Source organism: Natronococcus pandeyae (assembly GCF_008122205.1).
GTDB classification, from domain to species: domain Archaea; phylum Halobacteriota; class Halobacteria; order Halobacteriales; family Natrialbaceae; genus Natronococcus; species Natronococcus pandeyae.
The window spans coordinates 147158-172196 of record NZ_PHNJ01000001.1; the positions used below are offsets into that span (position 1 = coordinate 147158).

24 protein-coding genes are annotated in these 25039 nt (G+C 64.9%); 8 read left to right on the plus strand and 16 right to left on the minus strand.

Translation table 11 applies throughout. The features are described 5' to 3' along the window. The first annotated feature begins 167 nt into the window (after positions 1-167). Positions 168-1205, plus strand: a complete 1038-nt coding sequence (locus CV102_RS27195) for an ABC transporter ATP-binding protein (protein WP_394349473.1) — start codon at positions 168-170, stop codon at positions 1203-1205. Here the strand turns inward: CV102_RS27195 and CV102_RS00740 are convergent, their stop codons facing one another. After that, positions 1206-1508: an ArsR/SmtB family transcription factor gene (locus CV102_RS00740; RefSeq protein WP_148855825.1), complete on the minus strand. Its 303-nt coding sequence runs from the start codon at positions 1506-1508 to the stop codon at positions 1206-1208. Between the two features lie 114 nt (positions 1509-1622). Between CV102_RS00740 and CV102_RS00745 the strand changes: the two genes are divergently transcribed. Further along, positions 1623-1925, plus strand: a complete 303-nt coding sequence (locus CV102_RS00745) for an amphi-Trp domain-containing protein (protein WP_148855827.1) — start codon at positions 1623-1625, stop codon at positions 1923-1925. A gap of 13 nt (positions 1926-1938) precedes the next feature. On the opposite strand, the gene CV102_RS00750 is transcribed toward CV102_RS00745, so the two are convergent. Beyond that, positions 1939-2496, minus strand: coding sequence for a hypothetical protein (locus CV102_RS00750; RefSeq protein ID WP_148855829.1), 558 nt, complete (start codon positions 2494-2496; stop codon positions 1939-1941). 181 nt (positions 2497-2677) lie between these two features. On the opposite strand from CV102_RS00750, the gene fdhF reads away from it, so the two are divergent. Beyond that, a complete protein-coding gene (gene fdhF, locus CV102_RS00755; RefSeq protein WP_148855831.1) occupies positions 2678-4816 on the plus strand; it encodes a formate dehydrogenase subunit alpha in 2139 nt (712 codons plus the stop codon). Between the two features lie 152 nt (positions 4817-4968). Here the strand turns inward: fdhF and CV102_RS00760 are convergent, their stop codons facing one another. Continuing rightward, positions 4969-5811, minus strand: coding sequence for a hypothetical protein (locus CV102_RS00760; RefSeq protein WP_148855833.1), 843 nt, complete (start codon positions 5809-5811; stop codon positions 4969-4971). 289 nt (positions 5812-6100) lie between these two features. Between CV102_RS00760 and CV102_RS00765 the strand changes: the two genes are divergently transcribed. Further along, positions 6101-8029 (plus strand): aldehyde ferredoxin oxidoreductase family protein, encoded by a 1929-nt coding sequence (locus tag CV102_RS00765; RefSeq protein WP_148855835.1) that lies wholly within the window; start codon positions 6101-6103, stop codon positions 8027-8029. Here the strand turns inward: CV102_RS00765 and CV102_RS00770 are convergent. The 10 genes from CV102_RS00770 to CV102_RS00815 all read right to left on the minus strand — a co-directional run bounded on the left by CV102_RS00770 (position 8026) and on the right by CV102_RS00815 (position 15305). Further along, positions 8026-8406 carry a hypothetical protein gene (locus CV102_RS00770; protein ID WP_148855837.1) on the minus strand — a complete coding sequence of 127 codons (381 nt, stop codon included), beginning with the start codon at positions 8404-8406 and terminating at the stop codon, positions 8026-8028. The genes CV102_RS00765 and CV102_RS00770 overlap by 4 nt on opposite strands. Continuing rightward, positions 8406-8672: a hypothetical protein gene (locus CV102_RS00775; RefSeq protein WP_148855839.1), complete on the minus strand. Its 267-nt coding sequence runs from the start codon at positions 8670-8672 to the stop codon at positions 8406-8408. Before CV102_RS00775 ends, CV102_RS00770 begins: the two co-directional genes overlap by 1 nt. 424 nt (positions 8673-9096) lie before the next feature. After that, entirely contained in the window at positions 9097-9417 is a 321-nt protein-coding gene (locus tag CV102_RS00780) for an AzlD family protein (protein ID WP_148855841.1), read from the minus strand. Continuing rightward, positions 9407-10174 (minus strand): AzlC family ABC transporter permease, encoded by a 768-nt coding sequence (locus tag CV102_RS00785; protein WP_148855843.1) that lies wholly within the window; start codon positions 10172-10174, stop codon positions 9407-9409. Before CV102_RS00785 ends, CV102_RS00780 begins: the two co-directional genes overlap by 11 nt. A gap of 189 nt (positions 10175-10363) precedes the next feature. Continuing rightward, positions 10364-10642, minus strand: coding sequence for a ubiquitin-like small modifier protein 1 (locus CV102_RS00790; RefSeq protein ID WP_148855845.1), 279 nt, complete (start codon positions 10640-10642; stop codon positions 10364-10366). 67 nt (positions 10643-10709) lie between these two features. Next, a complete protein-coding gene (locus tag CV102_RS26500; RefSeq protein ID WP_148855846.1) occupies positions 10710-11060 on the minus strand; it encodes a hypothetical protein in 351 nt (116 codons plus the stop codon). Between the two features lie 81 nt (positions 11061-11141). After that, the gene (locus CV102_RS00800; RefSeq protein WP_148855848.1) at positions 11142-12251 is read right to left on the minus strand and encodes a glycosyltransferase; all 1110 of its coding nucleotides are present in this window, start codon (positions 12249-12251) and stop codon (positions 11142-11144) included. 137 nt (positions 12252-12388) lie between these two features. Then, positions 12389-12868: a hypothetical protein gene (locus CV102_RS00805; RefSeq protein ID WP_148855850.1), complete on the minus strand. Its 480-nt coding sequence runs from the start codon at positions 12866-12868 to the stop codon at positions 12389-12391. A gap of 84 nt (positions 12869-12952) precedes the next feature. Continuing rightward, on the minus strand, positions 12953-14815 hold the full coding sequence (locus CV102_RS00810) for a glycoside hydrolase family 15 protein (RefSeq protein WP_148855852.1): 1863 nt from the start codon (positions 14813-14815) through the stop codon (positions 12953-12955). 103 nt (positions 14816-14918) lie between these two features. Next, positions 14919-15305, minus strand: a complete 387-nt coding sequence (locus CV102_RS00815) for a hypothetical protein (protein WP_148855854.1) — start codon at positions 15303-15305, stop codon at positions 14919-14921. 1324 nt (positions 15306-16629) lie between these two features. Here CV102_RS00815 and CV102_RS00820 point away from each other — a divergent pair. The 3 genes from CV102_RS00820 to CV102_RS00830 all read left to right on the plus strand — a co-directional run bounded on the left by CV102_RS00820 (position 16630) and on the right by CV102_RS00830 (position 20091). Beyond that, entirely contained in the window at positions 16630-17643 is a 1014-nt protein-coding gene (locus CV102_RS00820) for a Cdc6/Cdc18 family protein (RefSeq protein WP_148855856.1), read from the plus strand. Between the two features lie 286 nt (positions 17644-17929). Beyond that, positions 17930-18394, plus strand: coding sequence for a response regulator (locus CV102_RS00825; RefSeq protein ID WP_148855858.1), 465 nt, complete (start codon positions 17930-17932; stop codon positions 18392-18394). Next, positions 18391-20091, plus strand: coding sequence for a bacterio-opsin activator domain-containing protein (locus CV102_RS00830; RefSeq protein WP_148855860.1), 1701 nt, complete (start codon positions 18391-18393; stop codon positions 20089-20091). Before CV102_RS00825 ends, CV102_RS00830 begins: the two co-directional genes overlap by 4 nt. Positions 20092-20187: 96 nt before the next feature. Here CV102_RS00830 and CV102_RS00835 read toward each other — a convergent pair whose 3' ends face one another. Together CV102_RS00835 and CV102_RS00840 are read right to left on the minus strand one after the other, a co-directional pair. Continuing rightward, on the minus strand, positions 20188-20778 hold the full coding sequence (locus tag CV102_RS00835; RefSeq protein WP_148855862.1) for a hypothetical protein: 591 nt from the start codon (positions 20776-20778) through the stop codon (positions 20188-20190). A 105-nt stretch (positions 20779-20883) separates the two neighbouring features. After that, positions 20884-21912, minus strand: coding sequence for an LLM class flavin-dependent oxidoreductase (locus CV102_RS00840; protein ID WP_148855864.1), 1029 nt, complete (start codon positions 21910-21912; stop codon positions 20884-20886). 108 nt (positions 21913-22020) lie between these two features. Between CV102_RS00840 and CV102_RS00845 the strand changes: the two genes are divergently transcribed. Continuing rightward, positions 22021-22290, plus strand: a complete 270-nt coding sequence (locus CV102_RS00845) for a hypothetical protein (protein ID WP_148855866.1) — start codon at positions 22021-22023, stop codon at positions 22288-22290. 957 nt (positions 22291-23247) lie between these two features. Here CV102_RS00845 and arcS read toward each other — a convergent pair. Further along, a complete protein-coding gene (gene arcS / locus CV102_RS00850; protein ID WP_148855868.1) occupies positions 23248-24999 on the minus strand; it encodes an archaeosine synthase subunit alpha in 1752 nt (583 codons plus the stop codon). Positions 25000-25039: the final 40 nt, after the last annotated feature.

Consider the following 25039-nt stretch of genomic DNA (forward strand, 5'->3'; position numbering starts at 1 on the left):
GCGTGACGACCGAGGCCGAACGCGGGGAACGCGACACCGACAGGCGGCCGAGCGCCGCGGATGGCGGCACGCGGGTCGGGCCGACGACGGGCACGGATACCGACCACCGCTCGCTCGAGGACGAGCGAGCGGAGACCGACGAGGATGTCGTCCTCGAACTCGCCGACGTGACGAAGTGCTACGACAACGGGCCTGCCGTCTCGGAGCTCTCGCTGTCGGTTCGCGAGGGGGAGGTGCTGACACTGCTCGGCCCGTCGGGCTGCGGGAAGACGACGACGCTGCGCCTGATCGCGGGGCTCGAGCGACCCGACGCCGGGACCGTTCGACTTCGAGGCCGACCGATCGCGAGCGAAGAGACGTTCGTCCCCGCGGAGGGTCGCGACGTGGGCATCGTGTTCCAGGAGTTCGCGCTCTTTCCGCACAGGACGGTCGCCGCGAACGTCGCGTTCGGCCTGCCGCCCGAAGAACGAGACGCGGACGCGGCGGTCGTCGACGAGTTGCTCGAACTCGTCGGCCTGGGAGCGTACCGGAATCGGTACCCGAACGAACTGTCGGGCGGCCAGAAACAGCGGGTCGCGCTCGCACGTTCGCTCGCGCCCGAACCGGACGTCCTGCTGCTCGACGAGCCGCTCTCGGACCTCGATGCCGGACTCAGAGTCCGGATGCGCGAGACCGTGACTGATGTCCTCGAGGCCGTCGACGTCACCGCGGTCTGGGTCACCCACAACCAGGCGGAGGCGCTCTCTGTCGGCGACCGAACCGCCGTCGTGACCGACGGCTCGATCGAGCAGATCGACTCACCGCGCACGTTATTCATGCGGCCCGCGTCGCGGCTGGTGGCCGACTTCCTCGGACGAGCGACCTACCTCCGCGGTCGACTCGTCGACGGCACCGTCGACACGCCGATCGGAGCAGTCGATGTCGCTCACTCGTCGGGAGGCGGTGGGGTGGGGTCCGGACCGGTCGACGTACTCGTTCGTCCCGACGACGTCGCGATCGAACCCGCTCCGGCCGACCGGGCGGACGGCCGGATCGTTCACAGACAGTTCGACGGGCCGACGGCCCGCTACCGGATCGAGCTTTCCGAGGGAGACGTCCTCGAGAGCCGTCGCTCCCACGAGGAGTGGTTCGAGATCGGGACGCCGGTCGCGGTGACGATCGCTGCGTCTCATCCCCTTCCGGCGTTCGATCCCGGAGACGCCTGATCAGCGCCCACCGTGATCGTCGGCCGGTTCGACGTCGACGTCGGTCGTCTGCAGGACGAACCGCCGCTCTGGCGGCGGGGCGATCCGGAGTTCGACGGACGCGGTCAGCGCGTAGTACTTGCGATTGCCGCGCATGTACCACTCGACCAGGCCGGCCTCCTCGAGCGTCGAGAGGTGGTGGACGGCAGTCTTGCCGTCCATCCCGGTCGCCTCCGCGAGTTCCGAGACGTACTTCGGTTCCCGGGAGAGTTCGCGCAGAATCTCGAGTCGCGTCCCGTTCCCCAACGTCTCGATGAGTGACATAGCTGAGTCTTCGATAGGGGACACAAGAAGGATTTCGCAGGTATGCGTCGCTTACATACAGGATCCGATGGCTGTTGCTCCAGGTTTATGCCACTCTGCGTGGTATTCTATACCATGTCTGACCCGGTTAACCTTCCGGAGGACCATGATCGAGAACGCCGGACGATCACCGACGGTTTCTTCGAACGAGAGGTGTACCTGTCCCGAGAGGAGACGGCCACGTTTCTCCGGGATCTCGCCGACCAGATCGAGGCCGACAGGACGGTGACGATCGCAGGGTCGGAGTGGGAGATTCCCTTCGAGTACCGCGACCCGATTGAGGTCGAGATCGAGTTTACGAAACAGCGCGAGCGCGAACTCGAGGTCGAGATCGAGTTCTCCGAACGGCGGAGCGGCTCGGATCTCTCGGTTCGGTGATCGACACCCTCGGTCAGTCCTTCCACAGCCGCCAGAGCGCGCGGTACAGCGTCCACGTGTCGCACTCGAGGCGGTCCGTCACCGATCGGCAGCACTCGAGATACGTCTCGTAATCGTCGATCGACGGCGACTCCGGATAGGGATCGTCGAGCAACCCATACTCGACCAGTACCGTCCACTCGCGCTCGCCGACCACGATACACGTCTCGGGATCGGCGAACAGGAGGAAGGCGGACGCGACGGGAACGTCGACGCCCTCGAGGGCGAGCAGACGATCGATCCGATCGGCGGGGTCCGCCGCCGCAGCGACGTCGGTGACGGCGTCCAGAACGTCGTCGAACTCGTTTCGACCGAACTGGTCCTCGCGCTCGCGCCGGTCGGCGTTCGGCACCGCGCCGAGAAACCGCCGGTAGTACCACTGTACGACCCACTCGGCGTCCCGCCAGCCGAACTCTCCCGTCGAGAAGGCGTCAGGAAGCGTCTCGATCGCTTCCTGTTCGACTGGAAAGAGCGGCTCCCAGTCCCGATACTCGTCGGCTTTCGTGGCCACGACCGATCGGGAAAGCGCCATCGTACGACACCTTCGACACGTGGCGTCCTGAGCGTTTCCCCGACTGGCAGCGCGGTCTCGGCTCCGCCGGGACCGCGAACCGTCGACGGCCAGTGATGGATGCTAGAAAGACTCATGGACGTGGGCGAAGACCGTACATGTGTCAACAGTGGCGCGGTTCGATACGTAACCAATCAGAACTATGTCCAGTGATAAGCAAGACACGGTCAAGACGATCTGTCCGTACTGTGGCGTCGGCTGTGGAATACAGGTCAAACAGGGTGAGGAGCCCGGCGACGTGCAGTTCATGCCCTGGGGCGACGCGCCGGTCAACGAGGGCCGGATCTGCATCAAAGGTGGCGCCGCCACCGAGGTCGTCGACCACGAGGACCGGCTCACCGACCCGCTGATCAAGGAGGACGGCGAGTTCCGCGAGGCAACCTGGGAGGAAGCCTACGACCGAATCGTCGACGAACTCGAGCGGATCCGCGAGGAGCACGGTCCCGACGCGACGGGCTTTTTCGGCTCCTCGAAGACGATGAACGAGGAGAACTACGTTCTCCAGAAACTGGCTCGCCGCTACGGCACCAACAACGTCGACAACTGCACGCGGATGTGCCACGCCTCGACGGTCTGGGCGCTGCGGACGAGCCTGGGCGCGGGCGCGATGACCAACAGCATGCGCGACCTCCGCGAGGCGGCCGATGTCTTCTGGATCCAGGGGGCCAATCCCGGCGAGCAACACCCCATCGCCAACAGCCAGTACTTCCGGCAGGCCGTCCTCGAGGGAGCGACCGTCATCCAGGTCGACCCCCACGCGAACAAGACGACGCGGTCGTTCCAGATCGACGACACCGACCGGCACATGCACCTCCAGTTGAACCCGGGGACCGACATCCCGCTGCTGAATATCGTCCTCAAAACGATCCTCGAGCACCACGAGGAGAACCCCGACGAGGGCTGGATCGACGAGGAGTTCATCGAAGCGCGCACGGAGGGGTTCGACCACCTGAAGGAGACGCTCGAGGAGTTCGACAAGGAAGCCGCAGCCGAGGAGTGTGGCGTCCCGCTCGAGGATATCGAACTGGCCGCGGAGAAGTACGCGATGGCGAACAACGCGGCCATCTTCACCGGGATGGGGATGAGCCAGCACGCCTGCGGCGTCGACAACGTCCAGAACGAGATCAACCTGGCGCTGATCACGGGCAATATCGGCCGACCCGGCACCGGGGTCAACCCGCTGCGCGGCCAGAACAACGTCCAGGGGACCTGCGACGTCGGCGCGATGCCGAACGTGCTACCGGGCTACCAGCTGGTCGACGACGACGAGGCCCGCGAGGCCGTCGAAACGGAGTGGGGCTTCGAGGTGCCCGACGAGCCCGGCCTCACCAACGTCGAACTCTCCCACGAGTTCGGCGACTCCGTCCACGGACTGTACGTCATGGGCGAGAACCCCGTGATGAGCGAGCCCGACGCCAACCGCGTCGCCGAACGCGTCCAGCAACTCGAGTTCATGGTCGTCCAGGACATCTTCATGACCGAGACGGCGAAGTACGCCGACGTCGTCCTGCCCGCGACGACCTGGGCCGAACGCGGCGGTACCGTCACCAACACCGACCGGCGCGTCCAGCGGATGCGCGGCGTCGACAAGGTCCACGAGAACACCAAACACGACCTCGAGATCCTCTCGGAGGTCGGGAAACGACTGTTCGACGACGGAGACGAACTGTTCGAGTTCGACGACCCCGAGGAGGTGTTCGAGGAACTCCGGCAGGTGTGTCCGATCTACCACGGGATGACCTACGACCTGCTGGGCGAGGAGGGGCTCCACTGGCCCTGCTACGAACCCGGCGACGAGGGCGACCCCTACCTCTACGCCGAGGAGTTCGACACCGAGAGCGGGCTGGGTCACATCGAGGGCGTCCGCCACACGCCGCCGGCGGAGACTCCCGACGACGAGTACCCGCTGATCCTCACTACGGCACGCCTCGAGGAACACTACAATACGGGGACGATGAGCCGCCGATCGCCGACGCTCAACCGGCAGACGCCGGAGAACTTCGTCGACGTCCACCCCGCAGACGCCGAACGCTACGGCATCGAGGACGGCGACGAGGTCGTCCTCAAATCGCGCCGCGGCGAGATCACCGTCGAGGCGCAGGTTACCGAAGACACCAAGGAGGGCGTCGTCTGGACGACGCCCCACTTCGCGGCCGCCTCGGCCAACAAGCTCACGAATGACGTGCTCGACGAACGGGCGAAAATCCCCGAGTACAAGGCTGCAGCCGCGGAGATCGAGGTCGGCATCGAACCTACGGACGACGCCGCCGCCGACGACTGATCCGCTCCGGCGAGGGCGATCTCCGCAGTCGGCATCCTCGACGAACGTGGTGGGTTCGTCGTCGAACGCCTCGACGCTTTCGAGAACGGACAGCGGTTGGTCTCCGCGAACGCCACGTATCGACTCGGAGTCGGCAGTTCACTGGATCGCGGTCACGCGTCCGCGACGTCCTCAGGTGCCCACTCGAGGAGGGGGCTCGACTCGGGAACGGCGAGCGACGTGATCGGCTGGCCACACTCCTCGCAGTCGACCTCGAGGGCGACGTGCGGGCGGCGACAGCAGTGTTCGAGACGCTCGACGTCCCTGACGAGTCGCCCGTCACAAGCCGGACAGCGCTCCGCCAGCAGGCGCAGCCCGGTGAGAACGTCGCGCCGATCGTCGGGATCGAGGTCGGTCCACCCCTCGAGTTCGCCTCGAAGTTCGCGATCGGCGGCGACGTCCGCCGCGAGCGCCGTAACGGACGGCCACCGAACCAGTCGTCTGCCGTCGATCTCGACGGTCGCATCGCCGCGCAGTTCGACCTCGTCGGCGTCGAACATCGCTGCGACGGCGGCCGCGTTCGGAAGCGCCGTTTCGCCGCTCTCGCTCTCGATGCGATCGCGCCATCGGTCCCGAAACTCGCGCGTCAACTCGAGTTCGTTTCCCTGTCGGCTCACGACGCTGGCCGTCGAGAGGGCGTCGACGGCCGGCTCGAGATCCGCCGTCTCGATAGTTGGTCTCTGGTCGGATAACTTACCGAACCACTCGAGAATTCGTCTGGGAAGATACCGACGGGTGAGTGCCGGCGTGCCCGGGATCAGGTACCCCCGGAGGTAGATAACCGCGAGAAATGCGACGAACGCGAGTGCACCGACGGTGCCGGAAACGGCAACGGCGAGTCCGATCGCGAGCCCGATTGCGATCGTTACGTTCACCATCGTACACGGCAGACACCGATTCTCGCCCGTGTATTCGGGCCGTGCAAGCCGTTCGATCGCCTCAGAGCGGTCGGTCACGGGAACCCACTATGGGATGCTACACCTCTCACGGTCAAAAACGTCCCTGCGACCGTCGGAACTGTGCCCCACGAGCTATCGGTGATCGTTCGTGCGGTTCAGGTGGATTGTCGGCCACACGTTCCTATAGAACTTCTGACAACGCTCTCGACAGTTCCTACGTACGATCAGATTTATCCCTTAAATAACTCCGAATAGTCAATAATAACTCGACAAGTAACTGTTGACGGCTACTAATGTGAGGTAACACCTAACACGGCAGAACACGATACACTGCGTGTGAGTCCCAATGGCTGAACTCGGTGGATTCCAAGACAACGTGGCACGGATCGATCTCAGCGACGGGAAGGTGAACTACGAACCGATCGACGAGGAGGACGCGAAGAAGTATATCGGCGCGCGCGGACTCGGGGTAAAGTACGTCTTCGAGCAGGGGCCCGACGTCGACCCGCTCGGGCCGGACAATCTTCTCGCGTTCATGAACGGCCCGCTGTCGGGGACGCAGGTGACGATGAGCGGCCGGATCGCCATCTGTACGAAATCGCCGCTGACCGGCACCGTCACAGACTCTCATCACGGCGGCTGGTCGGGCGCCCGGCTGAAGTGGGCCGGCTTCGACGGCCTGCTGTTCGAAGGCGAGGCCGACGAGCCCGTATACGCCTACGTCGAGGACGGCGAGGTCGAACTTCGGGACGCCTCACACCTCTGGGGGAAGGGCGTCCACGAAACTCGAGACACGATCGAGGAGGAGGTCGACGGCTCCTACGGCAAGAACCTCTCGATCATGGCGATCGGCCCCGGCGGCGAGAACGGGGTCCGCTACGCCTGCATCATGAACGAAGACGACCGGGCGTCCGGACGCGGCGGAACGGGCTGTGTCGCCGGCTCGAAGAATCTCAAGGCGGTCGTCGTCAAGTCGAACACGCGGATGCCCCAGCCGGCCGACTCCGAGACCTTCACGGAGGGCCACCAGCAGGCGATGCAGGCCATCCAGGAGTCGGAGGTCACCGCACCCAACGAGGGCGGTCTCTCGATGTACGGGACGAACGTCCTGATGAACGTCACCGAGGAGATGTCCGGCTTGCCGACCAAGAACGCCGAGTATACGTCGACCCGCGACGCCGTCGACGCCGGCGAAGCGGAACTCGACTCGGAGCGGGTGAGCGGCGAGAACGTCCGGGAGAACATCCTCGTCGACGAGCCGACCTGTCACTCCTGTCCGGTCGCCTGTAAGAAGGAAGTCGAGGTCGACGTGATGCACAAGGGCGAGGAGATGAACGTCCGGATGGAGTCCTACGAGTACGAGTCCGCGTGGGCGCTCGGCCCCAACTCGATGAACGACGACCGGGACAAGGTCGCGCTGATGATCGACCGCTGTAACGACATGGGCGTCGACACCATCGAGACGGGCAACATCCTCGCGATGGGGATGGAGCTCACCGAAGAGGGCTACCTCGAGGATCTCGGAGACGGAATCCAGTGGGGTGACGCCGACGAGATGGTCGAGATGATCGAGCGCATTGCTCACCGCGAGGACGACCTCGCCGACCTCCTCGCCGAGGGACAGCAGCGCGTCGCCGAGGAACTCGACGCACACGAGTGCCGCCTCGACGTGAAGGGCCAGGCGATCGCCGCCTACGACCCACGCTGCATGAAGGGGATGGGTATCGCCTACGCGACCTCGAACCGTGGGGCCTGTCACCTGCGGGGCTACACCCCGGCTGCGGAGATTCTCGGCATCCCGGAGAAGGTCGATCCCTACGAGTGGGAGGGCAAGGGAGAACTCACCGCGGAGTTCCAGGACCTCCACGCCATCTCCGACTCGTTCGACATCTGCAAGTTCAACGCCTTCGCCGAGGGGATCGAGGAGTACGTCACCCAGTACAACGGGATGACCGGTCTCGACGTCACCGAAGACGAACTGATGAAGGCCGGCGAGCGGATCTACACCCTCGAGCGCTACTACAACAACCTCGCCGGCTTCGACGGGTCGGACGACACGCTCCCGGAACGGTTCCTCGAGGACGGGATCCGCGGTCAGGGCGCCTCCGAGGGCGAGTACTGCGAACTCGAGGAGATGAAAGAAGAGTACTACGACCACCGCGGCTGGGTCGACGGCGTCGTCCCCGACGAAAAACTCGACGAACTCGAGATCGAGATCGGTCCCGGCACCGGCGTCAGCAGCGAGGACGGTGCGACGGCAGCCGGCGACGACTAACCCGAACCGTCTTCGTCGCCGTCGATTCCGACGAGCACCGGTTCGCGGATCTCGAGTGCGGTCTCGAACTCGTCTTCTCGATCGGTTCGGCGACCGATCCGCAGCAGCTGTTCCTCGTGGGCCCTGCGGACGGCCGACTGTTCACGGTCGCTGAACTCCAATTCGTCGCCGAGTTCGTCCCAGTGACCCCACTCGACCAGGAACGCCTCGAACTCCTCGCCCGCGTACAGTCGCTCGTACTCGCGTCGGTACCGCTCGAGTTCGGGTCCGAGCTGTGCCTGCGTCAGGTCGACGAGATCGGGGAGCCGAGTCGGCGACACGCTCGCCTTCGCGGCGGTGAGCAGGAGGACCTGCCCGTCGATCGGATCGCCGGCCATCAGCCACCCGCCCGCATCGCCTTCTGGGCGAAGTCCTCGACCAGCGGCTCGAGGGTCTTCGAGTCGCCCTCGAAGACGACCGTCACTTCGGTCAGCGTCAGCGATGGCCCGATGCCGACGGTATCTGAAGAGATCGTCGCCGTCCAGCCGTCGCCTTCGACCGTCTCCTCGTCGACGCGCTCGCCGCCCAGGTTCGTCAGATAACGGATCGCGAGCCGCTCGGAGATGCCGCGAAAGGTGCGCTCGACGCGCGTTCGCGTTGCCATAACGCCCGATTCGACGGCCAGGCGGATAAAGTCGCGCTCGACGGCAACGGCGGTGTCGAGAGTACACCGACTCGCCGAGAGAGTCGAACACCACGAAAGTCCCTGGACCGCTCGGGTCGGGGGCTCGCTGCGCGCTCACTCCGCCCGCGTGCTTACCAATAAATAGTTCCACAGTTTTGTTACTCAGAATTGACCGCGAAAATCGTATTTCGTACAGGTGAACTACGTATCACTTCGGACCAACCTGTTTTCCTGCGGTAGCGCGCGCTGTCAGCGAGGTGAGTGAGTCGGCTGGGGTGGGCGTAGTAATCCCCCTATGGTCGTGCGAGTCGGACCTGCTCCCGGAGAATTACTGCGAAAGCCCCTGGCCCTTTCAGTCCCACCCGCGGTGGTTGGCCGGCACTGCAGATTCGACGCCGGACGTTCAGAAAAGTCCTCTAAGCAGCACGACCGACACTACGCCTGTGCCGAGCGCCAGCAGGATGCTCTCGGTTCGCCACATCACGAGCAACACGAGTCCGGCGGCGCCCCACTCGGCCGGACCGCCCGCCGCGAGTTCCGGCCCGAGGATGGCGATCACGATCGCGCCCGGCAGGACCGAGAGTCCGGCCTCGAGCCGCTCGCTCATCTCGATTCGGTTGACGAGCCACAGTCCGCCCGTCTTGGTGGCGTAGGTCACGATCGCCATCGCGAGGATGACGCCGACGACGATCGGATCGAGCGCGAGCACCCGCTCACCGATCATGGCGGATCACCTCGAGGAGCGCCGCGGCGAAGCCGCCGAGCAGGATGTACCACCGACCCGGCAGGAACTCCGCGGCGATGACGGCGGTGCCGAGCGAGACGACCCAGGGGAGGAGCGTCGAGCGCCCTTCCCAGAGTTCGGCCGCGAGCGCGACGAAGACCGCCGCGAGCACGAAGTCGAATCCGTACTGCGCAGGGTCGCCGATGGTCTCGCCTGCGAGCGCGCCGACGATCGTCGAGCCGACCCAGAAGAGCCAGATCGCGATACCGCTTCCCAGGAGGAACGCGCCCCGTCTGTTCCCGGCGCGAAAGTCTCGCATCGTCAGCGCCCAGTTCTCGTCGGCCATGAAAAACAGGCTGCCGTAAGCCTTGGTCGCCGAGAGGCGCTGGAACCAGGGCTGGAGCGCTGCGCCCATCAGCGAGTAGCGCAGGTTGATCGCGAACGTCGTGACGACGATGGCGACGACCGGGATCGGGTCCCCCCACAGTTCGACGGCGATGATCTGGGATGCGCCGGCGACCACGAGCGCGCTCATCAGCGCCGCCTCCGCGACGCTCAGGCCGACCTGGCTGGCGAGGACGCCGAACGCGACGCCGTAGCCGGCGACCCCGATCGCGACCGGGACGCAGGTGAGCAGCCCGGCTCGGATCCCCCCTCGACTGAACGATACGGGATCGGGCTGTGACGTCTCCGTTCGCTCGACGTTCCCACTCGCCGTAGTGGGTTCGCGGTCGCTCGTCTGGGGGTCGTCTTGCATCGATACTTCCTACCCTTCTCTCCGACGACCGACTCGTAAATCTCTCTCGAAAGCGGACTCGATCGAAGAATCACATCCGTTCCGTCTCCGTTCCGACCTCTCGACGATGCGGTCCGTACACGGCCCGCTCGAGTGCGCTACTGCGGTCTCGAGTGTGCTACCGCGCTCGCGATCGCAGTTGCAACTCCGTTACCCGCCGGCGACCGGCGGAAACACCGACAGCGTGTCTCCCGGCTCGAGGTCCGTCTCCGGGCCGTCCATGTGAACGACGTCTCGTCCGTTCTTCAACACGCTCAGCTGTGGCCGGATCTCGCCGTCCTCGAGCAACTGCCCCTCGAGGTCGTCGTACTCGCCCTCGAGTGTCGTGAGGACGTCACCGACGGTCGCGTCGTCGTCGAACGTTTGCGTTCGCTCTTTCTCCCCGACGGCCTCGCGAAAGGTGGCGAAAAATCGCAGATCGAGTTCCATGTTCGATGATGGGAGTACGCAACCTTAAGTTCGGGCGGTAGCGACGATCCCTTCCTCGCGCGACTGTTCAGGCCGCCGACGCCGTCGCCGGAGACGTGTACGAGACGGCGTCGACGTCGGCATCCTCGAGGAGGTCGTCGATGAGGTCGGCGCCGCGGTCGCCCGCTTCGTCGGCGTCGTCAGCTTCGACCGGAACGGTGATCGCGAACGTAACCGCGATCGTGTAGGGATCGAACGGCGCGGTCGGGTGTTCGTCCACCTCGGCGTCGGTGATCTCCCAGTCGTCGATCGCTCCCTCCGCGGCGAGGGACTCGAACGTCTCGGCGAGCTGTTCGGTCGCGTCGTCAGTTGCGGTCGTGTCGCTTCCGTTGTGAAGCGTTACGAGTGTCGTTCCCTCGCGTGAGACGGCATACTCCATAGCGCTTCTAGCAAGTCCCGTGATTTGAACGCTTGGGTTGGCTTCTCATACCAGTTCGGCGATACCGGGTCGCCGGCGTCGTCACCGGGAAAGCCCGTCGTAGACCCGCGCCAGTTGCTCGAGCGAGTGTTCGACCGAGAGCATCGCCCGCCGTCGCCGACAGAGGTCCGAGAGTCGCTCGTTCTCGGCGAGTGTCCGCCGGATCGCCCAGCGGAACTCCGCCAGGTCGCCTGGCTCGTAGCGGTAGCCGGTCTCCCCCTCGATGACGCTGTCGATCAGCGCGCCGACGTCGACGGCGACGACCGGCGTTCCGCAGGCGGTCGCCTCGAGCGCGACGAGCCCCTGGGTTTCGACCGGACTCGGGAAGACGAAGACGTCGAGCGCGGAGTAAAAGGCCGGAAGTTCGTCGCGCTCGAGAAAGCCCAGAAAGCGGACGTCGGCGTCGGTCTCCGACGCGTGTGCCTCGAGTTCCTCGCGGGCCGGGCCGTCGCCGGCCAGCACGAGCGTGTGGTCGGTGCCCGCGACGGCGTCGATCGCCTCCTCGAGGTTCTTTTCAGGGCCGTGGCGGCCGGTGTAGCCGAGCAGCGGCCCGTCGGGGAGGTCGTGGCGCTCGCGGAACGAGGTCGGATCCGTGGGCTGGAAGAAATCGGTGTTGATCCCGTTCGAGACGACGGTCACCTCGGTATCCGCACCGATCTCTTCGAGGAGGTGTCGGCGGGCGAACGACGTCGGCGCGACGACGTGATCGACGCTCTCGAAGAACGTTCGTTCGTAGGCCCGACAGAGTCGCTGTCCCGGTTCGACCAGCGTATCGGGGAGGCGGTCGGCCACGCGGTCGTGGAGTAGCGTGTGATACGACGCGACGACGGGGACGTCGTGTTTGCGAGCGAACCGAACACCCGCGAATCCGACGGTGAAGGGCGTGTGGACGTGAACGACGTCGTGGGCCTCGAGGCCGTCAGGGATCGTCGGCAGCCCGAGTCGGTACCGCGGATACAACGGCGCACTGACACTCGAGAGCGCGTACTCGCCCTCGCCAGGCTCGTAGCCGTCCATCTCGGGGAAGACGACGGCCATCGACGTTCGACAGCGGGGCCACCGCTTGCGCCAGAGCGAAACCGTATAGGTAACGCCGTTGACTGTCGGCAAGTAGAGGTCGGTGAACGCGGCGACAGTCTCCGTCCTGGTCATCGGTCGACGGTGCACCGTCGGGGGTAAAATCAGTTCTGGATCCGATACGTTCACCTCGAGACACCGCCGGCACGCGGGTGTCGCTCCGGCCGGCTTCGATTCTCGCTGGCACAGTCGGCCGGGGGGCAATCAGCCGGCTACTCGACCCGGAACGCGACGTCGTGGGCGGAGAGCAACGACCGCATTCGCTGGACGCCGCCGCTCATATCCCACCCCTGTCCCGTGTAGTGTTTGTAGGGATGTCGAAGCCACGAGCGCTCCCGGTGGGCGAACACCTCGACAGCGTCGGCTCCATTTTCGAACAGTGCGACGTGGAGTTGCCACGTCGCGAACGGCGACGTTCGATGAACCCAACTGCCACAGGAGAGTCGACCGTCTCTGTGGACCTTCAACGAGGCGATCGGTTCCGGCGCGAACGACATCGCCTCGAGATCCGAGCGAAACTCGTGAAGGCCGCGCTGGACCGTCCCGACGTACTCGTCGGGGTGTTGCGTACACTGTGCGAAACCGCCGAACGGTTCCTTGATCCGGTGGAGGGTCGGGAGGACGCGACGGCGAACCCGTGTCGTCAGATCGATCGCCTTGCGGGGGGTGTCCCGATCGTCAGTCGCTGCCACGATCCAACGTACGCACACGAACGCAAAATCGTTGTGGATCCTGTCGTCTCGACGACCTGACCCCTCACACGGCTCACGGGCTGCTCACTCGAAATCGTGGACTGCCCCCTCGAACCCGCGCGGATCGGGCTCGGTTCTGTCGTCCTGCCGGGCGTAGCCGAGATACAGCGCGCTGTTGATCACGCCCACGTGACTGAACGCCTGGGGAACGTTCCCGAGGTGGCGGCCCGTCTCCGGGTCGATCTCTTCGGCGAGCAACCCGAGCGGGCTCCGATACTCGAGGACCGATTCGAAGAGCTCGGTCGCCTCCTCGAGTCGGCCCGACAGCGCCAGTGCATCGACCAGCCAGAACGAGCACAGGAGAAACGCGCCTTCGTCTCCCGGAAGGCCGTCCTCGCCCTCGTAGCGGTCGACCAGGCCGTCGGCAGTGAGCAGTCGATCCATCGTCGCGTCGATGGTTCCCTGTACTCGGTCGTCGTCGAACGGGAGGATACCGGTCGCCGGAATCAGCAGTCCCGTCGCGTCGAGGGTGTCCTCCGCCTCGAACGAGCGGACGAAGCTGTCGATCGACTCCTCGTAGCCGCGCTCGAGCACGGCGTCTCGAATCTCCTCGCGGGTATCCTCCCAGCGGTCGGTCGGCGCCTCGAACCCGCCGTCGTCGGCCATCTCGAGGCCCCGGTCGAGCGCGACCCAGCACATCACCTTCGAGTAGACGAACTGTCGGGGCTCGGAGCGGACCTCCCAGATTCCGGCGTCGGGTTCGTCCCACACGTCGCAGACGTAGTCGACGATCTCTCGGATTGCCGCCCAGTCGTTCGCGTCGAACGCCACGCCGTAGCGCATCGCCTCGGCGGCAGCCTCGACCAGTTCGCCGTAGACGTCGAGCTGTCGCTGGTCGCTGGCGGCGTTGCCGACGCGGACCGGTGACGAGTCGCAGTAGCCCGAGAGGTGGTCGAGCGTCTCCTCCTCGAGGCCAGTTTCCCCGTGGAGACCGTACAGCGGCTGGATCTCGCCGGGCTCGTCGACGTGACACCGGTCGAGGAACCACTCGAGGTTCGAGCGCGCCTCGGCGACGTGGCCGAGTTTGGCGAGTGCCTGAGTGGTGAACGCGGCGTCGCGGATCCAGTTGTACCGGTAGTCCCAGTTGCGAACGCCGCCGACATCCTCCGGGAGCGACGTCGTCGCGGCCGCACAGATCGTCCCCGTCTCGCGGTGGGTGAGGAGTTTGAGCGCCAGCGCCGACCGGACGACGGCGTCGTGCCAGGGACCGGCGAACAGACAGCCCGATTCGGGGCAGTCGTGGGCCCACTCTCGCCAGTAATCGATCGTCTCCTCGAGTCGTCGCTGGCACACGTTCCGATCGACGGAACCCGACACGCCCGGCCCCAGCACGAACCACTGGGGTTCGCCCGCCTCGACGGTCGGCGTCGCGACTGCCAGCCGCTCCTGGGAGCGAACCGTCGCAGTGCTCGACAGCCCGAGTCGCCGGTCGTCGGCCGTCGCTTCGATCCCCCACGGCCGGTGTCGGATCGCTGGCTGTTCGCGCGCGTAGTCGAACCGGGGACGGATTCGGACGCGGACGTCGACCGCACCGTCCGGGCACGCGACCTTTCGGTAGAGGGCGCGCTCGGGCTCTCTATCGGCATCGTCGCCGGCCGGGTCGTCGACGACTGGCATGAAGTCGGTCACCACGAGCTCCCCCTCCTCGAGGTCGAATCTCGTCTGCAGGACGTTCGTCTCCTCGAAATACGTCTGCTGGGAGGCCCCACCGGTGACCGGCTGGATCGACCAGTGACCGCCCCGTTCGGCGTCCAGCAGCCGCGTGAAGACGCTGGGCGACTCCACGTGGGGAAACGGGAGCCAGTCCACGCTGGCGTCGTCGGCGATCAGCGCGCAGGTCTCGAGGTTGCCGACGACGCCGTACCGTTCTATCGGTGTATAGTGCATTCGATCGGCTCTCGGGGCCTACCACCCGGAAGCGCAAAAAGGAAGCCCCGGCGGGGCCCACCGGACCGACGATCGACCGGTCGAGAACCAGGGCCTGGCCTCGCTACAGGTCCTTTAGTCGAATGCCGTCCTCGACCAGTCGTGCGTTTCGCTCCCGCTCGAGGTGGTCGCCGAGCTCGTCGTGCTCGTACAGCTGGGCGACCACGTCGGCGTACAGCGTTCGCCAGGCGATCGCGTAGATCGGCGACTGACCCCACGCCCGCAGTTCGGGTACCAGCTCGTCGTACGTCTGGTAGCGGTCTTCGAAGCGGTCGACTGCCTCGAGAACCCGACCCGCGGCCTCGCGGTCGTCGTCGGCCTCCTCGAGCACCCGATTCAGCTGTCGCTCCCAGCCGGCGACGGCCTCCTGCATGTCGGCCGCGGCGGCCTCGTCCTCGTCGGGTAGTCGCTCGAGCAGCGGTTCCGGAACGCCGAGTGAGATTTCGTCCATACGCCGACTGAGGGACGCGAGCGGTATGAAACCACTAGCCGGTCCCGCCGCTCGTCGGCCTGCAATCCTCGCTTCGAAATCCGCCGTGCTCCTAATCTGATATCGCGCTATTTGATTTATCGAACCATGGGCGGCCGATCGAGACGGTTCGATCGCTCGAGAACTGCGATTCTCGGCCAGCGTAACTCCGCCTGACGTCACGGTCGGAGTGGCGGGTGAATCCGAAATCACTTTTCAGTTCGAATTGGCTCGGCGGGCTGCGACCGAGGTCGAACCGGATCGGCGGACCGCAACGGCACTCGAGTTTGGAGTCGTCTCGAGTAGCACTCGATGGTGGGATCGACGACGACTGCGAAGTTGTGCGGGAAAAAGAACATACAGCGTCGTGGCCGAAGCGGATCCGCGTTCGCGAGGGACGGACCGCGGGCGAGGGAAGCAGTCGATGGGCTACGGACCGTTCCTCGAGAAACGCCGTCTCGCAACTTCAGTCTGTAACTCTTTCGGGACGGGTGCCGTAGGACTGGCCATCCCAATGCCCCACGGTGGACGTTTCTTCAGCTGGATATCCGGACTCCAAGAGTCAGTATGGGTTCGTTCAGAGCTCCACCTGTGGACATCCCAACTCGGTGTCCGAACGTTCGAGATCCCAACTCGGTGTCCGAACGTTCGAGATCCCAACTCGGTGTCTGAACGCTCGAGACGGGGACCACCGGACTACGGCCGTACACCCCCGGTGAAAGCCCGGCGATTCCCGATCCGTCGTCGTGTCCGATCTCGACTCAGTGGCGTGAGAAACGGGTGGCGAAATACCGTCTCACCGAGATCGCTACCGACGATTCCCAGTTCGTTAGAACGGTCGCTATTTTCAAACACGATTCCAGCCGTACCATCAGTCGATGCAGGTCAACGAATTCCTAGACGGGGAATCACTGAACGGCAAGCAAGCTGCAACCGTGTTTTTCCTCTGGCTCGGGCTCGTCTTGATGGCGGGCTTCGGACTCGTGTTCGCGTTCTGACGCCGGCGGCTCGATTTTAGGACGCCGCCGGGTGAACGCCATCCGTGGGCGCGCACCGTTTCGGAGCTTGGATTCGACGGCTGCCCTCGAAAAGAATCCACGAGTCACTCTCGCTATTCGACCGTTCGATCAGTCTTTCTCGCGAGTGCAAACAGTCGCGCGTGACACCACTCCCGATAGCTGCTGTGCCAATCACACCGGCATACTGGTTCAATAAATCGTATAGCGCGATACGAAAACAGGTTCGAATCGGAACTTTCGGAACCGACCTCCCGTAACTTAAGACGGTATAGCTGGAATAGAACGCCGTGATCGTCGACGGCCGTATCCTGCGAGAGGATTTCGTTCCGAGCGAGGTGGTCCACCGCCACGACGAGGTGAACCTCCTCTCGGAGACCCTCGAGCCGCTGGTCTCCGGCGGCCGGCCCGAGCCATCGTTTCTCTTCGGCCCGACGGGGGTCGGCAAGACCTGTATCGCGCGGTACACGCTGGGACAGCTTCGCGAACAGGTTCCGAAGGTACGGATCGCGTACGTCAACTGCTGGCAGGAGTACACCCGGTTTCGAGTGCTCTACGGCGTGCTCGAGGCGGTCGACCGAGCGATCGACGTCCACCGCACGACGCCGAAAGACGAACTGTTCCAGCGGTTAGCCGGGTGCGACGAGCAACCGATCGTCGTCATCTTAGACGAGGTCGACCAGCTCGAGGGGACGGCGGCGCTCTACGATCTCCACCGCCTGCCACACGTCTCGCTCGTGTTGATCGCCAACCGCGAGGACGAGCTGTTCGCGAGTTTCGACGACCGCGTTCGGTCGCGGCTGCGTGCCGGGACCCGTGTCCGATTCGACCGCTACGGCACCGACGAACTCGTCGCGATCCTCCGGGAACGAACCGCGAAGGCGCTCGAGCCGAACGTCGTGACCGACGCCCAACTCGAGCGGATCGCCGACGCCGCGTCGGGGGACGCTCGCGTAGGGATCGGCGTCCTCCGCTCGGCCGCCCGCCGGGCGGAGCGCGAACGGTGTGAGACGATTACGGACGAGGTGCTCGAGGCGGCCATCCCGGACGCCAGGACGGAGATCAGGCAAAAAACCGTCGACGGGCTGATCGAACACCAGCGGGTGCTATACGACGTGATCGCCGACGCCGGCGAGATCGAACCGGGCGCGCTTTACGAGGAGTACGAACGGCGAGTCGATGCGCCGAAGAGCAACAGAACGCTGCGAAACTACTTGACGAAGATGGTTCACTACGATCTTATCGCCGCCGTCGGCGAACGAGGGGGCCGAACGTACCGACTCGTCGACGGGGAGGATGCGTAGCGCCGATCGTCGTTCCGCTCCGTTAGCAGGTAGACCGTACGTATATCCGTCTTCGATGAGAAAGGAACACGTGAACGACTCATCTTGCCCCGTAAGTTTACTATTCCCGACGAGACGGACGTCAGAGCGGACACCGAGATCAGCCCCCGCCGACGGCTCGTAGCGAACTCCGACGAGCGACGCTACGTTACCGACACAGACGGTGGCGATACGATGAGTCCCGCGGTTTCTTCCGTACCTTCCGAAACCGAAGCAGAAACGAGCGTTGAATTCGAACCGAAGACCAATGAGTAAGTCAGGACAGCACCCTCCCGAACCAGCACAGCTTCTCCTGGTCGAGGACAATCCGGGTGACGTTCGCCTGACCAAAGAGGCGTTCAAGCAAGGACGTATCGAGAACGACTTGCACACCGTCTCGGACGGCAGCGAAGCCCTGGATTTCCTCCACCAGCGGGGCGAGTATACGGACGTTCCGCGCCCCGACCTCGTCCTCCTCGATCTCAACCTTCCCCGCAAAGACGGCGAGGAGGTTCTCGAAGAACTCAAAGACGACTCCGAACTCCGCTCGATTCCGGTTATCGTGTTGACGAGCTCGCGAGCCGAAGAGGACGTCGTCAGATCGTACGAACTGCACGCGAACGCGTATCTCACCAAACCCGTCGACCCGGACGAGTTCATCGAAACCGTTCGCGCCTTCGAGAAATTCTGGTTCTCAGTGGTGCGACTGCCACCCGAGGATGAACAGTCATGAGTGACAGCAAACGACAGCCGACAGTCGAGGAGAGCGACTCCAACGGAGACGCCGAGGCGACGCTCGATCTCCTGTTGATCGAAGACAATCCCGGCGACGCACGGCTGATCCAGGAGATGCTCAGGGACGCGACGGAGCTCACACAGCGCGTCAATCCCGACGAGCCGACGAGTCAGGCGCCGACCGTCCTCCACGAGGATCGGCTCGAAGAGGGACTCGAGACGCTCGAATCGGCGGTTACCGACCTCGTCCTGCTCGACCTGAACCTGCCTGACAGCCGGGGGATCGAGACCCTCGAGACGGTTAGCGACGCGGTCGAGGAGACACCGATCGTCGTGTTTACCGGCGTCAGCGACCAGGAGGTCGGGGTCCAGGCGATTCAAAGCGGCGCTCAGGACTTCCTCGTCAAGGACGAGGTCACCAGTGAACTGCTGGTCCGGACGATCTACCACGCCATCGAGCGATCTCGCCAGGAGCGCGAACGCCGACGCCAGCGCGAACAGCTCGAGGCGCTCAACCGACTCAACCGGATCGGCCACGATATCACCCACGCGGTGATCACGACCGAGACGCGCGCGGAACTCGAACAGCAGGTCTGTGACCGTCTCGTCGAGGACGACGGCTACCGCTTCGCGTGGATCGGCGGCGTCAACCCCGGAAGCGACCGCATCGAGCCGAAGGCAGCGGCCGGCGTCGAGGACGGGTATCTCGACGAGGTAGAGATCACCGCCGACGAGAACGCAGATAGCGGGCAAGGGCCGTCGGGGCGGGCGATCCGGACCAGCGAGGTCCAGGTCGCACACGACACGCAGACCGACTCGGCGTTCGAACCGTGGCGAGAGGCGGCCCGCGAACGCGGCTACAGTTCGTCAGCGTCGGTCCCGATCGTCCACGAGGACCTCGTCTACGGCGTGTTGAACATCTACTCCGGCTCGCAGAACTCGTTTACGAACCCCGAGGCGACGATCCTCTCGCGGATCGGCGACGTCATCGCCCACGCGATCACCGCGATCGAACGGAAGGACGCACTGGTCAGCGACGCCGTCATCGAACTCGAGTTCCGGATCGAGGAGATGGCCGAGGAACTCATCGCGCTCTCGACGGAGGAGTCGTGTACGATCGAGTTCAACCAGATGATTCACGGCGACGAGACGCTGCTGGTCTACGGCTCCGCCCACGACGTCTCCCAGGAGGCCTTCGAGGAAACGGTCGACGAAACCAACGGGATCAGCGATCTCCGCATCCTCTCGGCCAGGCGGGACTACTTCGAGTTCGAACTCGTGGCCCCGACTGCCGTCTCGCTGTTCGAGACGATCGCAACCCACGGCGGACGGGTCGAGTCGGCGACGATCGCGGACGGCGAGTTCCGGTTCGTGGTCGAACTTCCGCGCGGTCGGGACACCCGCCAGATGATCGAACTGCTCAAAGAACAGCGGTCGGATCTCACCTATCTCGCCCAGCGCACGACGGAGCGGGGCGACCGGTCGGACTCCGGTTCGGCGACGGTCCTCGAGAGCGAACTCACGGAGAAACAGCGAGCGGCCCTCGAGACGGCGTACTTCGCAGGCTACTTCGATTGGCCCCGCGAGAGCACGGGCGAGGAGATCGCCGAACGGCTCGGCATCTCGCCGGCGACGTTCAACCAGCACCTCCGGACCTCCGAGCGGAAGTTCTTCGACTCGGTGCTCGGCGAGTAATCGGACGACCACCTCGGAGTCGATTTTCTCTTCGTATCACGCGCATCACGTGCCCGACGGCGCGCGCAGATCGATCGAATCGCGCTACGCGACGCGTCAGTCCATGTGCATCGTTCGCTGCCGGAGCGTGATCTCGTGTGCACAGTCGTGGCGCTCGTCGCCGTCGTTGATTTCGAGTGAGACCGTCACCTCGGCGGGGACGTCCTCGAGCGCGGCGTCGTAGTCGAACTCGGGGTCCGGGCAGACGGGATACCCGGTTCGCTCCCTGTTCTGAACGGCCTGAATCACGATCGGCGCTTCGTGTCGTTTGCCGTCGTACCGCCAGCCGGGATAGATCCAGTCGGCGTGCTCGAGGTCGAGATCGTGTCGGTCGTCCAGCCGGGAGAACGCGGCTCTGGCGGCTTCTTTCGCACAGCGTTCGTCGACATTCCGTTCCGACGTGGTCTCCATCTGGAGTTCGACGGCGGTTTCGATCGGCTTCGCCCTTCCGTTCGCGTTCCGCTGCTCTCGAGCGCACTCGGCCTCTGTGTCACCATCGTCGTTGGGTTCGTCGATCCCTGTGTCCTCGTCCTCGTCTGTACCGTCGCCGCTTTCGTCGGCCGTCTCGGCATCGGCTGCAGTATCCAGACAGCCGACGAGTGCGGTCGTACCGGCGGAAATACCCGCGAGAACCGATCGCCGCTTCATAGCCCGTATCGTGTCGACGGTGGTATGTGTTTTCTGTAAACTGAAAGACCGATTCGACCCACTCGCGCCGTCGGTCGAGGGGCACTTCGCGAGCGAACGCGGGAGTTAGCGTCTCTCGAGCCCGACCGCCTCGGCGAGCAGTTCGTGCGAGCGGATCACGTCGCCGTGGTCGGCGATGAGATTCTGGACGATCACGTCGTCGACGCCGACGCGGTCGGTGAGCTGCTCGAGCAGGTCCCGCATCGTCTCCGGACTCCCCGAGATCGACCGCGGCCACTCGCCGTCCGGAAGCGGACTCGGCGTCGGCTCGGGGACGCCGCCGAGTTCGTCGATCGCCTCCTCGACCGGTGGCATCGATCCGACGACCCCACGCTGCATGCGTTTGTACGACGCTTCGGCCGTCGACCGAAGCCGGGCCGCCTCCTCGTCGGTCTCGGCGCAGGCCGCGTTCACCGCGAGCATCCCCTGCGGTTCGTCCGGGCCGGCACCGAACTCGGAGGGCTCGAAGTTGTTCCGGTAGGTCTCGAAGGCCCGTTCCGCGAGCTGGGGTCGGATAAACGCCGCAAAGCAGTATCGAAGTCCGAGTTCGCCGGCGATCTCGGCGCTCGAGGGGCTCGAGCCGAGCACCCAGGCTTCGGGGACGTCGTCGGCCGAACGCGGCAGCGTGATGTCTGCGTACGGATGGTCGTCGGGAAAGCCGTCGTAAAGGTGGCTCACGGCGGCCTCGACCTTCTCGGCGTGATCCTGATCGGGGTTGCGCTTGCGTCGCTCGGTCCCCAGCGCGCGGTCGACGGCGGGCATCCCCGTCGCGCGACCGAGACCGAGGTCGACTCGGCCGGGCGCAAGCGCGTCGAGCGAGCTGAACGTCTCGGCGACCTTGAACGGGCTGTAGTGGTTGAGCAGAACGGTGCCCGAGCCGACCCGAATCTCGTCGGTCTTCGCCGCGAGGTGGGCGATCAGCACCTCCGGCGTGGTGCTCGCGATCGAGTCGGCCAGCCCGTGGTGTTCGGCCACCCAGAACCGCTCGTAGCCCAGTTCCTCGGCGACTCGAGCGAATTCGGTGGTGTGCTCGTAGGCCTCGGTCGCGCTCTCCCCGTCGCGAACGGGCGCCAGATCGACGATCGAGAGGTTCACGACGGTCGGTCGGGGACGCGGGCTGAATAACCGTTCGACTCGAGCCAGTACGCGGTTCCGTCGGGCGAACGGGTGAGTGTTTACGTGTCTGAAATCACACCTGTTCGCATGAGAACGAAATCCGGCGGTGGGAGATCACTCGAGGCGGATCGCGAGGAACTCTACGCCGTCGTCCGCGCCGCCGTCAAAGACGCGCTGCTCGACGTCGTTGGCACCATCGCGCTGCTCGGACTCGGCTTGCTTTTCGTCACGACGGGTGCCCGCGGACTGCTCGAGGCGGCCGGGACGACCGGTGCGGTCGTCAGCCTCGCACTCGTCGGACTCGGCTTTGCGATCGCCGCAGTCGCGCTCGATCTCGTGCCGTCGATCCGCGAGTGACCCATCCACAAGAGTCGAAACGGCTACCGTTTTGGGGAGGCTACGCCGAGTCGTGTCCGATCGATCCGATGTGGATTCCCTCGAGTGTGAGTACTGTGGCTCGCGGGTTCCCGTACCGATCTACCGCGAACATCTGCTGAAGGAGTGTTCGGGGCGCTAACAGCGATTGGTACTGCGAGCACCTCGATGAGTGCGGATCCGGATTGTCAGTTCGAACGATCCCAGCGACGCTGCGATGGCGCGCGCTGGACGACGGTGAGCGAGAGCGAACCGTCGTCCAACACTGTGCGAGGGATGAGCGAACGAACAGCGTGAGTGAGCGAATCGGCTGGGGAGGGCGTGGCGAACCCGTGTTGTCAGTGTGAGTGTGTTACGTACAGGCATCGAAGTGACCGTTGCCCTACGCAGTCTGCATGTATCCGTCAGCAAACATCAGTACTGCAAAGACCGCTATTGCGACGAATAGAATTAGTCCTCCGCTGTAGTCAGTTCCGAAGGCACGCCAAGTGAGGAAGCCTGCAAGAGCCGAAATCAGACACATCGAAAAGAGACGTTTGTCGGAAGGAGTGTCCATGTGCTACTGTTGGTTTGTTTGAATATATGCCTTCTCCGATTCGTCCAGTTCGCACCCCTACGTAAGGGACTGAATACGTCGACTCAGATCGTTTTGAAACCACGTGCTTCGGTACGAACTCATTTTGAGAGATAGAAGGCTGTGATCGGAACCCCTATTTTAACCGGCAACACGGGTTCGCCACGCCCTCCCCAGCCGATTCGCTCACTCACGCCGTTCGTTCGCTCATCCCTCGCACGATATCGGACCACGGCTCGCGCCTCACTGCGCTCGCCGTCGTCCAGCGTGCGCCACAGCAACGTGGTCGGATCCCTTCGCTAAAACCCCAAAGGCGGGACCGAGCGGTGGGTTCCTGACGATGAACCGCAAGAAAGCGACGACAGCTACTTCTCCTCGACGTGACGGATTTCGCAGGCGATGCCGCGCGTGCTCTCGGTCATCTCGCGGCCGAACATCTCGGCGCGGCCGACGCCAAAGGCCTTCGGCCCCTCGACGACGACCTCGTCTCCCACCCGGATCTCCTCGTCGGCATCGACGACACCCGGCGCGAGCACGCTGCCGTGGGGGACGAAGCCGTTGATCTCGACGCGCTTCGTCGGTGCCTCGCTGTCGACCCACCGCTTCGCGCCCTCGAGCGTAAACGACAGCGTGCCGTACTGGGGTACCATCGTCGCCAGCTGCGTATCGTCGCGATCCCGAACCTGGATCTTCGGGTAGCGACTGGTGGTCTGGATGTCGGAAAAGAGGTCGTCGCCGGCGCCGTCGCCGAGCAGGTAGTCCGCGATCGCGCGGACGGTGTTGTGTTCGCGCTCGCGTTTGGAATACTTGAGTTCGCCCGAGAGCGCCTGCTGGAGGTTCGCGAGCGACTCGTCGTCCGTCGGGTGTTCCTCGACGGTGTAGGTGACGTCGAGGTCGAGTTCCTCCTCGACGCGACCGACGATGTCGCGGTAGCCCTCGTCGGGGACGTGCGCGATGATTTTCGGGTAGTCGTTTCGCTCGAGGTAGCGCTGGAGCACCTGGCTCACGAATCGCTTCTCGTCGTCGGACCAGCGGCCGGTGACGACGGTGTCGTAGTGCTGGGCCGGGTAGGTCGTCTCGAGTTCCTGCGGGACGACGCCGATGGGGCTGGTCATCGAGACGAGGTGGGCGCGCCACTGGATGGCGTCGTGGAACTGGCGGTGGCTCTGGGACTCGCTGTAGGGTTTCGCCGCCGAGCAGGGCACTAGCACGAGCGGGTTGGAAAAGCGGTTCTGGTACCGCGTCGTGACGCGGTCGGCGTAGCGCTGGATCTCGACCCGGCGGAGGGTGTCCTCGGTCGCGGCGTTGATCTGGGCGTCACGGAGGATAGGCGTGCGCTCCTCGAGGTAGCCCCACTGCGAGTCGAGTTCGCGCATCGCGGCGGTGAGCCACTGGTCGTGGCGGGCCTGGCCCTCGACGTAGTCGCGAAGGCGGCCGTCGCGGATCCGCCGGCGGACGATTCCTAACTCCGCCTCGAGCGCGTTGATATTGTGCTCGACGCAGTCCTCGCGAGTGAACTCCTCGCGCGGTTTCTGGCAGGCCGGACAGGAGCAGGGCAGTTCCTCCAGATCCTCGAGGAAGTAGGCCTCGTCGGTCGTCAGATACCGTCCTTCGGTGCCCTTGATCGCGGCGGCCGTCTCGTCGAACAGGTCGACGCCGGCGTACGCGAGCAGGGCGACGTTTCGCGGCGTTGCGACGCCGGAGAACAGGAGGGCGGTGTCGGCGGGCGTCGCCTCGCGGGCGTTCACGACGGCCTCGACCAGCGCCGCGCCGTGACCCGTGATCGACTGCACGTCCGAGACGGCGTACGCGTCGGTCCCGTGGTCCGCGGCGCCCTCGCTCGAGACGACGGCGACGCTCGGGTACTCCACGTCGGGGTAGTCGACGGCGAAGGACTCCTGGACCTCGTCGGCGGTGCCGCCGGGGAACGATCGGTGGGGGAGGACGGTGAGCGCCGAGTCGTCGCCCTCGGGCACCTCGCGGTTGGCGCTCCAGAGCGAACCCGCGTCCTCGAGCACGTCGTCGACGAGCGCGGGGGTCGTCAGCGAGGACTCGAGGCGGAGTTCGCCCACGCGCGCGGCCCCGTCGCGTGCGTGTACTTCGAAGTAATCGGTCATACCGGACATCGCGGCGGCGCGCGAAAGAGGTTGTCGATAC